This window comes from Marinobacter alkalisoli, assembly GCF_045449855.1.
Classification (GTDB): domain Bacteria; phylum Pseudomonadota; class Gammaproteobacteria; order Pseudomonadales; family Oleiphilaceae; genus Marinobacter.
On the sequence record NZ_JBJJLC010000015.1, the window covers coordinates 1 to 12,702 of the forward strand.

Sequence of the window (12,702 nt, forward strand, 5' to 3'; positions counted from 1 at the left end):
TCAGTTGTCTTGGGGTTATATAGTCAAGCAACTAAGCGCATACGGTGGATGCCTTGGCAGTCAGAGGCGATGAAAGACGTGGAAGCCTGCGATAAGGTTCGGGGAGCTGGCAAACGAGCTGTGATCCGGACATCTCTGAATGGGGAAACCCACCGACTTTCGGGTCGGTACCGTGCGGTGAATACATAGCCGTACGGGGCGAACTCGGGGAACTGAAACATCTAAGTACCCGAAGGAAAAGAAATCAACCGAGATTCCCTCAGTAGCGGCGAGCGAACGGGGACCAGCCCTTAAGCTGGACAACTGGTAGGAGAAGGCCCTGGAAAGAGCCGCCATAGTGGGTGATAGCCCCGTATCCGAAACCTGAGTCCAGTGAAATCGAGTAGGACGGGACACGAGACATCCTGTCTGAACATGGGGGGACCATCCTCCAAGGCTAAATACTCCTGACTGACCGATAGTGAACCAGTACCGTGAGGGAAAGGCGAAAAGAACCCCTGTGAGGGGAGTGAAATAGATCCTGAAACCGTATGCGTACAAGCAGTCGGAGCGGACTTGTTCCGTGACGGCGTACCTTTTGTATAATGGGTCAGCGACTTATGTTCAGTGGCGAGGTTAACCGTATAGGGGAGCCGTAGGGAAACCGAGTCTGAATAGGGCGATTTAGTCGCTGGGCATAGACCCGAAACCGGGCGATCTATCCATGAGCAGGTTGAAGGTTGAGTAACATCAACTGGAGGACCGAACCCACTGTCGTTGAAAAGCCAGGGGATGACTTGTGGATCGGAGTGAAAGGCTAATCAAGCCCGGAGATAGCTGGTTCTCCCCGAAAGCTATTTAGGTAGCGCCTCGGACGAATACCACAGGGGGTAGAGCACTGTTTCGGCTAGGGGGTCATCCCGACTTACCAACCCGATGCAAACTCCGAATACCTGTGAGTACTATCCGGGAGACACACGGTGGGTGCTAACGTCCATCGTGAAGAGGGAAACAACCCAGACCGCCAGCTAAGGTCCCCAAGTACCAGTTAAGTGGGAAACGATGTGGGAAGGCTCAGACAGCTAGGAGGTTGGCTTAGAAGCAGCCATCCTTTAAAGAAAGCGTAATAGCTCACTAGTCGAGTCGGCCTGCGCGGAAGATGTAACGGGGCTCAAACTGGTCACCGAAGCTGCGGCTGCATACTTTGTATGCGGGGTAGGGGAGCGTTCTGTAAGCCTGCGAAGGTGTGTTGAGAAGCATGCTGGAGGTATCAGAAGTGCGAATGCTGACATGAGTAACGACAATGGGAGTGAAAAACTCCCACGCCGGAAGACCAAGGGTTCCTGCGCAACGCTAATCGGCGCAGGGTGAGTCGGCCCCTAAGGCGAGACCGAAAGGTGTAGTCGATGGGAAACGGGTTAATATTCCCGTACCTTGGATCACTGCGATGGAGAGACGGAGAAGGCTAGGTGAGCCGGGCGACGGTTGTCCCGGTTTAAGCGAGTAGGGAGAGGACTTAGGCAAATCCGGGTCCTCAATCCTGAGACGCGACGACGACTGCTCATGCGAGCGGGAAGTCATTGATGCCCTGCTTCCAGGAAAATCTTCTAAGCTTCAGGTGATTCGAGACCGTACCCCAAACCGACACAGGTGGTCAGGTAGAGAATACCAAGGCGCTTGAGAGAACTCGGGTAAAGGAACTAGGCAAAATGGTGCCGTAACTTCGGGAGAAGGCACGCCGGTATGTACGTGAAGCCCCTGCGGGTGGAGCGGAAGCCGGTCGAAGATACCAGGCCCCTGCGACTGTTTATTAAAAACACAGCACTGTGCTAACACGAAAGTGGACGTATACGGTGTGACGCCTGCCCGGTGCCGGAAGGTTAATTGATGGGGTTAGCATTCGTGCGAAGCTCTTGATCGAAGCCCCGGTAAACGGCGGCCGTAACTATAACGGTCCTAAGGTAGCGAAATTCCTTGTCGGGTAAGTTCCGACCTGCACGAATGGCGTAACGATGGGGGCGCTGTCTCTACCCGAGACTCAGTGAAATTGAAATCGCCGTGAAGATGCGGTGTATCCGCGGCTAGACGGAAAGACCCCGTGAACCTTTACTATAGCTTCACAGTGAACTTTGAGCATGTTTGTGTAGGATAGCTGGGAGGCTTTGAAGCGAGAACGCCAGTTCTCGTGGAGCCAACCTTGAAATACCAGCCTGACATGTTTGAGGTTCTAACTTGGTCCCCTGATCGGGGATGAGGACACTGTGTGGTGGGTAGTTTGACTGGGGCGGTCTCCTCCCAAAGCGTAACGGAGGAGCACAAAGGTGGGCTAAGCACGGTCGGACATCGTGCGGTTAGTGTAATGGCACAAGCCCGCTTAACTGCGAGACAGACACGTCGAGCAGGTACGAAAGTAGGTCATAGTGATCCGGTGGTTCTGTATGGAAGGGCCATCGCTCAACGGATAAAAGGTACTCCGGGGATAACAGGCTGATACCGCCCAAGAGTTCACATCGACGGCGGTGTTTGGCACCTCGATGTCGGCTCATCACATCCTGGGGCTGAAGCCGGTCCCAAGGGTATGGCTGTTCGCCATTTAAAGTGGTACGCGAGCTGGGTTTAGAACGTCGTGAGACAGTTCGGTCCCTATCTGCCGTGGACGTTGGAGATTTGAGGAAAGCTGCTCCTAGTACGAGAGGACCGGAGTGGACGAACCGCTGGTGTTCGGGTTGTGTCGCCAGACGCATTGCCCGGTAGCTATGTTCGGACAGGATAACCGCTGAAAGCATCTAAGCGGGAAGCCCCTTCCAAGATGAGATCTCCCTGGACCCTTGAGGTCCCTGAAGAGCCGTTCAAGACCAGGACGTTGATAGGTCGGGTGTGTAAGCGCTGCGAGGCGTTGAGCTAACCGATACTAATTGCTCGTGAGGCTTGACTATATAACACCCAAGACAATTGCGGATAACGCAACGAAATCGATATCACAGTCGAAAGACACACGTTCCATCTCGTCCACCCAGTGATCAACCGTTTTGCCTGACGACCATAGCGGTCTGGAACCACCTGATCCCATCCCGAACTCAGAAGTGAAACAGACCTGCGCCGATGGTAGTGTGGCGTTGCCCATGTGAGAGTAGGTCATCGTCAGGCTCCTAATACCGAAAACCCCAGCATCCTCGATGTTGGGGTTTTTTATTGCCTGAAAGAAAACTCACGATCTCTTCATTCTATGACGCCGCGCACAGTGACATTTTGTAGATAAAGGTAAGCTTCTGTACACAAACTGGCCAATAAATAAAAAGAGCCAGCTCCAGAGACGCTCATTCAACATCCGTAGTGCTTCATTGCCGCGCCAAAAAAACAACAGCGGCTTAAAGTGAGATGTGATTATGAGTAAACAGGCCGGATTTGTTCTGCTGCTGGCAATGGCCACCAGTATCAATGCAGAGTTGCGCCCGATATCCGACGATCAGCTATCGGAGGTTACCGGTCAGGCATTCGTGTCGATTGATCGCCAATACCATCCTGACGAGACGAATAATACGTCCTATACCAGGGTAAATCTTGGTATGGATGTCGATATCCAGACCAATATTGATGCCCTCGAAATCGGTCGATATGAGCGGGAGGGGGAAAGCGCCGGCTCCTCAGATGTGCTTATCGAGAACTTTTCCCTGGGCTACATCAACAACCAGCCCTATTTTGACCGCAATCCGAAATTCCCCAGGCAATACAAACCTGATGGGTCTGCCTACGCCGAGGGAGAGCTCGTTCCCTTTAGCCTGAGGAATCCGTTCTTTGAATTTGCCTTCGATGAATCGACAGATGACGTTGTCGGGGTGCGGCTTGGGTTCGGTGAGGCCATGGGGGTGTTATCCGGTGATATCCAATCCCTGACCGGTAATGTGAATATTGATATTGTCGACCAGGGCGAGGGGCTCAGCGACGCCAACACCAACGGCAACCTTTTCGACTCGATTATTGTGGCACTGGCGCCTTATCTGGTTGGCAGTAATGCGATCACCAGTCGGGCCGAGCTGGTCTATGGCGCGGAGGGTGACCCCAGGCTCGGCGAGCTCGATCCGATCAGGGCGCAATACGCTGGCGTTCCCAACGGCGAAACCTTTGTCGTCGAAGATGTGCCTTTCTTTACTCGCCTGCTGATCCAGGGGGCGGGTGCCTTTAGCAGCTCACAGATAGAAGTCCATGGGAGTGATGTCCATATTATTGCCCAGGATTGCCAGGTGCTGGGTATTCAGGCCTGTTTTTCGTTAACTGATTTCAAAAGTCTCCCTGTCGGTGAGCTCGGTGAAATAAACGGTGAGCGGGCGATTATCGCCCCGGAATCCGGACTGTTCCTTTCGTTCCAGACGCAGGATCTGGACTGGCTGGATGACGTGTCCAAGACGGACTTCACGCCAGAGGACTTCATTCGTGCGACCAGTGGCGGTTTTTTCAATATCCCCAATGGCTCGGTCGAGTTCAATCTCAATGAAGCGCTGGGCGGCATCGAGCGCCAGCGCGTGGAATACATAGACCGTGGGCAGGGGTTATTCTGATGGTTTCCCGGCTGAGAAAGCAGAACCTGGTGGTAATGCCTCATGGCCTGCTCATATTCATGGCAGGGGCTTGCCTGCTTTTCTACTCCGACCTTGGCTGGTCCGAACTTGAACGGATGAATGATGCTGAGCTTTCCGAAGTGGATGGAGCAGGTCTGGGGGTGGTGCTGGAAGCCTTCAAGTTCTCCCACGGTACTGACGTTCCCGGCGCAAACGGGGAGCAGGCCCGTATCTTCAAGATTGGCGGCATAACCAGCACAGATGGCCAGGACGTCGATATCACCGTCAACCACCTTTATATTTCCGGCAGTGGCAGCAACTATGGCCGAAATCTGGGTCCGGTTAACCTCGGGCGCCTGATCAACCCCTACCGGATTGATGTGGTTGATGGAAATACCATCGGCGTAAAAGACAAGGCCGTGTTGGAGTTTGCCGCCCCCGCCATGGTGGATTCAGTCCAGGGCTTTGATTGTACCAGCGCCGCCGCTGTAGCGGGATCGGGCCCCTGCTCCAGCCGGCCTGCAACAGCGGACTATATTGGTGAGCGCCCTGATGTTGGGCTGCAGATGAATGTGGCAGTGGGGAGCGACCGCTCAGCGAATATCAATATCCATGCGGTGAGTGCCGTGATCGACGGAAGCTACCTGCGCTTGTGGGGAGATAACGACCGTCGTCAGATGGTGGGGCAATTCAGGCTCAATTTTTACTCTCCGGAACTCTCCATCCATGCCTGTGACCAGGACGGCGAGTCGTGCGGCTCTCGCGTGCTGCTCACGGACTTCGCCCTTGAGCTGGCCATCGGCAATGAGCTTCAGCCGGTGTTTTTTGATGTGGACGGTGCCGGCAACTTTGTCGTAGAAGTGGCCGCGATTCAGCAGCCCGCCCCGGGGGATATCGGTGCCGACGGCCTTCGGGGCAGCAGTGATGCCGCAACATGGGATTTTTACGAAGATTATTACACCAATCCGGACTACCGCAGCAATCTCCGTATCGGCAACTTCAGTGTGAGTGACCGGGATTTTGGCTCGGCGAGGGTTGAAGGGATGTTGATCCAGCACCTCGAAATTCGAACCAGGGATCTTGCGCGATGAAGACATCTATTTCCGTGCCCGTTCCCCTATTGTTGTCTGTACTTGGGCTCTTGATTCCGGGACAGGGTGCTGCCGAGCTGAAGCGACTGGGTGACGACGCGCTTGGCGATGTGTCGGGGCAGGGGGGAATTTACCTGTCCGGTGACGTCAGTATTAACGAACTCGGAGGGCCCATTGAGAACAGCTACTTTGGCCACTGTGATGATGAAACCAGAAAATGCGGGGCCCGGCTCGCCTACCGCCTGAAGGAGAATGGCGGCTGGATGGTATTGGACGATATCCGCGGGAATTTCGCTTTCGAGGGGCTGACCCTCGGGGTGCGTTACATCGATTCGGGGTTCGGTGGCGACGGTGAGCTGTTTCAACGGGATGTGCTCGAGCTGGGGTTGCCGAACACTGTCAGGTTCAACGATGTACGGTTCAAGATTGCGGCCAGCAACACTGCACGACCGACGGACCCCGGATTTCAGCAAACGGACATCTTCTCTGTGGGAATGCGGGGGGAGGTGATTATGGAAGGGAATCTTCTGATATTTCCGGCGGGGAACCCATAGGAGAGCGCGATGAACAACCATACTAGCGTGTTGTCTTGCCTTTGTTTCACCGCTGGCGCGGTGCTGATGTTGCCCGATTCGGCGACAGCGGAAATGCAGCGTCTTGATGACAGCGATCTTTCGGATATCAGAGGTCAGGGCGGGATTACCCTGGAAATGGATCTCGAAGTGACCGCTGACCGCCTTTCCTATATTGACGATGGTAACGGTATCCATCTGGAGGGATTCCGGGTCGGTTCGGCCAGCGAACCGGATGGTCAGGCGCACCACCGGGTGAAGATTGATGTTGATGATGATGCCTCCCTGAACCTGGATTACCTGATTGAGGATCGCAGAATCGAGTTCGGTGACATCCGCCTCGCCGGTGCGCCTGGGCTGAGTATGGGGGGCGTATTCTTCGATCACACCCTGGAAGGGCAGTTGCGTATTCGCCCGGGTGGCGCTTACGGAGGTTCCGGATACACATTTGACTCCGCCTACACCATGACGGGGGGGCGCCTGGGTTACCGCACCAACGGTAATGAAATTTTCCTGGATGATCTGACCATGGCTGTGGAGGCTCTGGGCATTACCCTCGATGTGGTGGGGGAAACCCTTCAGCTCAAGGCGCCGAGGGTTGTGGGCTCCTACGACATTGGCGCGATTCGTTACAGTGACAACCCGCTCAATCATGGCAGAGCCCGGGATGTGACCACGGGAGCTGAACTGCCCAGCTACGGCAGTATCAGCGGTGCGTTTGATATCACGACAGCTACCGGTATAAAGGCTGGGGGGCGATCCGGGGAAGGCCTTGGCATTAACCACGAAACCACCATCAACAGTGCCCGCTTCATCTACCGTGATGATGGTAACGCCCTTGCCTTGCTTGATATCACCGGGCATTACCGTTTGAACGACCTGCGCCTGGATGTCACTGAGGACTGGTACGGGCGTGCCGCGCTGGGTCTGACACTGGGAACGATGGATGGCGAACTGAATATTGGCGCCATTGAGGTGGGCGGCAGTGGTCGCAGCCTGGGGGCAGTGAATGTCAGCTTTTTGCTGGAAGATTGGGAGTTCGACGGTCGTCATTATACGAACGCCCTCTACCTGCAGGGCGGCGGCCATCGGGATGCTGGAGAGCAGGGGCTCAGGTTGGCGACGGAGTGGAGTCTGCGATCAGCGGACCTGAGCTACACCGAGGACGGCAACCGTGTGATCTTCAGTGGCCTGCAATCATGGGGGCAGGGGGATGTTACGGTGAATGTGACCCGGGATGAGGTGATTAACGGCACCCGCTTCTACGATGGTCTCAGGATCGGCTTTGAAGACGTCCAGGCGGGGTACCGGATAAATGGTTTGCGGGTCGGCGATGACGATGCGCCGCTGCAGGGTGGTACGGAATTGTTGCTGGCACTGGGCGTCTACCCGGCCTATGAATTTGAGCTGGACGGTCACATGACCCTTGGTCCCGGTGGTGCGAGCGGGGAAGGTCTGACCATCAACTCGGATATTCGTATCCGTAACGGCCGTGCCGCTTTAATCGCATCGCCCTATGACGCCGGATCCGGTGAGGTCAGCCAGAAAGGGTTGTGGATCAGCGATCTTAGTTACGACGGCCATGTCAGGGATATGATGGTCGACGTGACCGAGGAAGGGTTGGTCATGTTAACCGCAGAAGGCTGGAGCAAGATGGACGTCGGTAATCTCCGGCTGGGAGACAAGGATTCCGGTCGAAGCTTTGGTCGCTTTGTGGTGCAGAAATACGAAACCGGAAGCAGTATGGCGATAGTGCCGGGTGGCGCAGGGCAGCTTTGTGCGGGCGGTGTCGGTACGACGGCCTCCGCCTGCGCCGCGTCCGGTGGGATGTGGCAGGATCGGGGCGATGAAGGCATTACTGTCAGGATGAAGCAGATTTTTGCCAGCGCCGTGGATGAGTCCCGCAAGAACGCCTTTACCTGGGAAACCAATCGCGAGATCGACGGCAGTGGCCAGGCGGTCAACGGCACGGGAACCCGGCTGGTGCTCAATGATATCCATACCAGCGACGGCGGGGATTTTGATAGTGATGGCATCGAAGACAATACCTTTGGGGTCCGCACTGATGTGGCTGTCGATGTCTACCAGACCAGAGTTGTGAAAAAGAACGACGGCCCGGATTCTCTCGGGGTGTCAGGCCAGCGGGGGGATGAAAAGATCATGGATGCCGCAGCTGCTGCCGGTTATCGATACGAGGCCGCACCTTCCGCTGCAGATCTTGAGAACCGCCCGCTGGGCTTTGCTGTTCGGGCGCAGAGTCAGTTCAAGGAATTGTCCATTAACAATATTGACCTTGTACATCCGGTTGGTGGCGCGCAAACGGCGGTCTATGGTGTCAAGATGCAGAATTTTGATATCAGGGCCAACCTGACGGCTACGCCAATTCCCTAGTCAATCGCCGGGGCTGTCCGGCTTTTTGACGTCCTTCTTTGTTTTTTTGTGCCTGCTGTTGTTTAATCCCGGCTTGATCCTTTCAAACTCTCAGGCGCTATTCGATGAAATCCCGAGCTCTAATCAGTCTAATGGCGGATGGTCAGGTCCACTCTGGGCAATCCCTCGCGTCCAGCCTTGGAATCAGCCGAACGGCAATCTGGAAACAGGTCAGGCGGGCTGCCGAGGAAGGTTATGAGATCGAAACGATCCGGGGCAAGGGGTACCGTCTGGTGAACCCGGTTGATCTGCTCGACGGCAATGGGATTCTCGAGGGTATTCCGGAAGCGGTTCGTCGCCGTATTCGGCTGGATGTGCTGGATGAGGTGGACTCCACCAACGCGGAGATTATTCGCCAACGCCCCGGACCGGGGTCGTCGGTGATCCCGGTGTGCATCGCCGATTGTCAGACTGCCGGTCGGGGCCGTAGGGGGCGGGAGTGGCAGAGTCCCCGGGGGCAAAACCTGTATCTCAGTCTCGGCCTGACATTCCGCGGTGGATTCGCCATGCTCGATGGCTTGAGCCTGGTGTTGGGTGTCGCTGCGGCGGAGGCGCTGGAAGCATTGGGTGCTGACGGCGTAGGTCTGAAGTGGCCCAACGACATATTCCTGGGTAAAGGAAAGGTGGCCGGCATTCTGGTGGAATTACAGGGAGAGCTGGAAGAGGGTGTTATTCAGGTTGTGGCCGGAATTGGGCTAAACGTACACATGAGAAAGGCGGAAGGCGTTACCCAGGCGTGGGACAGCCTCTCCGTTGCCAGTCCATCTGTGGATTGGGTGCGAAATGAATTGGCTGCGAATATGGTGAACTCCCTTGTCAGTGCGGCGGATGAATTCTCAGCGAGCGGGTTTTCTGCTTTTCGTGAACGTTGGCAGCGGCGCGATATTTTTTCCGGGAAACCCCTGGTGGCCAACCAGGGTGATCTGGCTGGCCTTGGTGCCGGCATTGACGATGCTGGTAACTATCTGCTGGATACCGGGCAAGGCCTGACTCCGGTGCGTGCCGGGGAAATAAGTTTGCGGGTGCAGCCGTGAGATTATTGATTGATGCGGGCAACACCCGCGTGAAGTGGGTATTGCTCGATGGTGACGCCAAAGTGCTCGATGGTGTCGGAGAGCTTCAGGATGATCCGTTTTCCGCGTTGTCGACGATAGCCGGGACCATCTCCCGTGTGGTCGTGTCGACCGTGGCATCGGAAAACAAGCGTTGCGACCTGGCGGACGTGCTGTCTCGCTATGTGGCGGTCAAGCCCATCTTTTATTGGTCGGAAGCCAGAAGGGCGGGTCTGTCGAACGCCTATGGCGACCCCGGGAAGATGGGGGCAGATCGCTGGCACGGAATGTACGGAGCCTGGACCATGCTCGGTGACAGTTTTGCGGTCATTGATGCGGGGAGTGCGATCACTGTCGACTATGTCGATGCCGATGGCTGTCACCTTGGCGGCTACATTCTCCCGGGTCGCCGGATGATGCTGCGCAGCTTGAGAAACGACGCAGCCAGGATCGGTTTTGAGGACCACAAATCGGATGCGGGGGATCCCGGGAGTTCGACTACCGAGTGTGTTCACCACGGGCTGTTCTGGCTCTGGCAATCCATGGTTGCTCGGGTGCACGGGGATTGCCGCACCCACGGCATTAAAAACATTCTGGTCACCGGCGGTGATGCTGCGGGCCTGCTGGCTGCAGGGCTGACTGCCGACGAGGTGCCGGACCTGGTAATAAAGGGGCTGGCCGCGATAGATGCGGAAGAGCGGGCGTGCTCATGAAATGGCTGGCGATGACACTGGTGCTGGCAAATGTTGCGTTATGGTATTGCAGTAGCGTCGCGGTGTCGCCTTCCCGCGGCACCGAACAAAGTGAGGGCCGGTTGCCCCGTGTGGCAACTTTGAAGGCGCCTCCCGAGAATGCTGCGGAGCCGGCGGTTCCCCCGCAATCCATGCACTGTGCCCGGCTGGGCTGGTTTGAGTCCAAAGCCGACGTCAGGGAAGCGGCCGAAGCACTGGAAGTGTCGGGCGGAGAGTTCAGGGTTGAAGAGCTTGAGCGGGAGCAGACCCCGCTGCATTGGGTGCTTATCCCGCCCCAGCCGGCAAATCAGGCTAGAGAGATGTTCCGTGATATTCAGCGCAGGGGGATTGACTCCTATCTCGTCACCGAAGGCGAAAACCGTAATGCCATCTCGCTGGGCCTGTTTGAGTCGCGTGAGGCGGCAATTTCGGTGCTGGAAGAAAAAAAACGTCAGAATCTCAACGCAATACTGGCCATCTTCCCCCGAAATCAGATAAGCTACGCGCTCGTTTTTGAAGCGGGTCATTTTCAGAATTCTGAAGCGGCCGAGGTGGCGGAAGCGGATTATCAAAAGGATTTCGATTTAGTCGAAATCAGACGTTGTGAAGGTGTTGCAACGCCAGAAAAAACTCCGTAGTATACCGCCCTCGCTGACGAGGCGAATGTGAGCTGGCGTAGCTCAGTTGGTAGAGCAGCTGACTTGTAATCAGCAGGTCGGGGGTTCGATTCCGTCCGCCAGCTCCACTTTTAGTTTAGGCGGGTTCGCGTTAGCGAATCTGGCTCGGAGGGGTTCCCGAGTGGCCAAAGGGATCAGACTGTAAATCTGACGCGAAAGCTTCGCAGGTTCGAATCCTGCCCCCTCCACCACTTATTGCTCGCGGGCATCGTATAGTGGCTATTACCTCAGCCTTCCAAGCTGATGACGCGGGTTCGATTCCCGCTGCCCGCTCCAATTTAGTTTGTAATGCTCATGTAGCTCAGTTGGTAGAGCACACCCTTGGTAAGGGTGAGGTCGGCGGTTCAAATCCGCCCATGAGCTCCATTATTAATCCGGTCAACGTTATGATCCAGGTTGATTAGGGAGATTGGTCGAATGTCTAAAGAAAAGTTTGATCGTAGTAAGCCGCACCTGAACGTCGGCACCATTGGTCACGTTGACCATGGTAAGACCACTCTGACAGCTGCACTGACTCGTGTATGTCACGAAGTCTGGGGTACAGGTGCTGCCAGTGCATTCGACCAGATCGACAACGCACCGGAAGAGAAGGCGCGCGGTATCACCATCGCGACTTCCCACGTAGAGTACGATTCTCCGACTCGTCACTACGCCCACGTAGATTGCCCGGGCCACGCGGATTATGTGAAGAACATGATCACTGGTGCGGCGCAGATGGACGGCGCGATCCTGGTATGTTCCGCAGCTGACGGCCCCATGCCGCAGACTCGCGAGCACATCCTGCTGTCTCGTCAGGTTGGCGTACCGTACATTGTCGTGTTCCTGAACAAGGCCGACATGGTAGACGATGAAGAGCTGCTCGAGCTGGTTGAGATGGAAGTTCGCGAACTTCTGGAGCAGTACGACTTCCCGGGCGACGACACGCCGATCATTACCGGTTCCGCGCTGATGGCGCTGGAAGGTAAAGACGACAACGAAATGGGTACTACCGCTGTCAAGAAGCTGGTAGAAGCCCTGGACGACTACATCCCTGAGCCGGAGCGCGCGATCGATCAGCCGTTCCTGATGCCGATTGAGGACGTATTCTCCATCTCCGGTCGTGGTACTGTGGTAACCGGTCGTGTTGAGCGTGGCATCATCAAGGTGGGTGACGAAGTGGAAATCGTTGGTATCAAAGATACCGTGAAGACCACTTGTACCGGTGTTGAGATGTTCCGCAAGCTGCTGGACGAAGGCCGTGCCGGTGAGAACGTTGGTGTTCTGCTGCGTGGTACCAAGCGTGACGACGTTGAGCGTGGTCAGGTTCTGTGTGTACCGGGCTCCATCAAGCCGCACACCAAGTTTGAGTGCGAAGTGTACGTGCTGTCCAAAGAAGAAGGTGGTCGTCATACGCCGTTCTTCAAGGGCTATCGTCCGCAGTTCTACTTCCGTACCACCGACGTAACCGGTTCTTGCGAACTGCCGGAAGGTGTGGAAATGGTAATGCCGGGTGACAACGTGAAGATGAGTGTTACCCTGATTGCTCCGATCGCCATGGAAGATGGTCTGCGCTTCGCGATTCGCGAAGGTGGCCGTACCGTTGGTGCCGGCGTAGTCGCCAAGATCATCGAGTAA

Annotated in this window: 8 protein-coding genes, 4 tRNA genes and 2 rRNA genes; all 14 read left to right on the forward strand. The window is 56.0% G+C overall.

Annotated features, from left to right (window positions below):
- Nucleotides 1–21 precede the first annotated feature (21 nt).
- The 14 genes from ACJO5Y_RS08000 to tuf all read left to right on the forward strand — a co-directional run bounded on the left by ACJO5Y_RS08000 (nt 22) and on the right by tuf (nt 12,702).
- Nucleotides 22–2,915, forward strand: a 23S ribosomal RNA gene (locus ACJO5Y_RS08000).
- A gap of 96 nt (nt 2,916–3,011) precedes the next feature.
- A 5S ribosomal RNA gene (gene rrf / locus ACJO5Y_RS08005) occupies nt 3,012–3,126 on the forward strand.
- A 239-nt stretch (nt 3,127–3,365) separates the two neighbouring features.
- A complete protein-coding gene (locus tag ACJO5Y_RS08010) occupies nt 3,366–4,535 on the forward strand; it encodes a hypothetical protein (protein ID WP_406985944.1) in 1,170 nt (389 codons plus the stop codon).
- On the forward strand, nt 4,535–5,626 hold the full coding sequence (locus ACJO5Y_RS08015; RefSeq protein WP_406985946.1) for a hypothetical protein: 1,092 nt from the start codon (nt 4,535–4,537) through the stop codon (nt 5,624–5,626). The genes ACJO5Y_RS08010 and ACJO5Y_RS08015 overlap by 1 nt, the downstream gene beginning before the upstream one ends.
- The gene (locus ACJO5Y_RS08020) at nt 5,623–6,180 is read left to right on the forward strand and encodes a hypothetical protein (protein ID WP_406985948.1); all 558 of its coding nucleotides are present in this window, start codon (nt 5,623–5,625) and stop codon (nt 6,178–6,180) included. Before ACJO5Y_RS08015 ends, ACJO5Y_RS08020 begins: the two co-directional genes overlap by 4 nt.
- A gap of 9 nt (nt 6,181–6,189) precedes the next feature.
- On the forward strand, nt 6,190–8,589 hold the full coding sequence (locus ACJO5Y_RS08025; protein ID WP_406985950.1) for a DUF6160 family protein: 2,400 nt from the start codon (nt 6,190–6,192) through the stop codon (nt 8,587–8,589).
- Nucleotides 8,590–8,693: 104 nt separating this feature from the next.
- Nucleotides 8,694–9,662: a biotin--[acetyl-CoA-carboxylase] ligase gene (locus tag ACJO5Y_RS08030; protein WP_406985952.1), complete on the forward strand. Its 969-nt coding sequence runs from the start codon at nt 8,694–8,696 to the stop codon at nt 9,660–9,662.
- Nucleotides 9,659–10,393 carry a type III pantothenate kinase gene (locus ACJO5Y_RS08035; protein WP_406985955.1) on the forward strand — a complete coding sequence of 245 codons (735 nt, stop codon included), beginning with the start codon at nt 9,659–9,661 and terminating at the stop codon, nt 10,391–10,393. The genes ACJO5Y_RS08030 and ACJO5Y_RS08035 overlap by 4 nt, the downstream gene beginning before the upstream one ends.
- Nucleotides 10,390–11,049 carry a hypothetical protein gene (locus ACJO5Y_RS08040; protein WP_406985957.1) on the forward strand — a complete coding sequence of 220 codons (660 nt, stop codon included), beginning with the start codon at nt 10,390–10,392 and terminating at the stop codon, nt 11,047–11,049. Before ACJO5Y_RS08035 ends, ACJO5Y_RS08040 begins: the two co-directional genes overlap by 4 nt.
- A 31-nt stretch (nt 11,050–11,080) precedes the next feature.
- Nucleotides 11,081–11,156 (forward strand) — tRNA-Thr (locus ACJO5Y_RS08045).
- A 39-nt stretch (nt 11,157–11,195) separates the two neighbouring features.
- Nucleotides 11,196–11,279, forward strand: a tRNA-Tyr gene (locus ACJO5Y_RS08050).
- Between the two features lie 10 nt (nt 11,280–11,289).
- A tRNA-Gly gene (locus tag ACJO5Y_RS08055) sits at nt 11,290–11,364 on the forward strand.
- A gap of 14 nt (nt 11,365–11,378) precedes the next feature.
- A tRNA-Thr gene (locus ACJO5Y_RS08060) sits at nt 11,379–11,454 on the forward strand.
- Nucleotides 11,455–11,505: 51 nt separating this feature from the next.
- Entirely contained in the window at nt 11,506–12,702 is a 1,197-nt protein-coding gene (gene tuf / locus ACJO5Y_RS08065) for an elongation factor Tu (protein ID WP_406985959.1), read from the forward strand.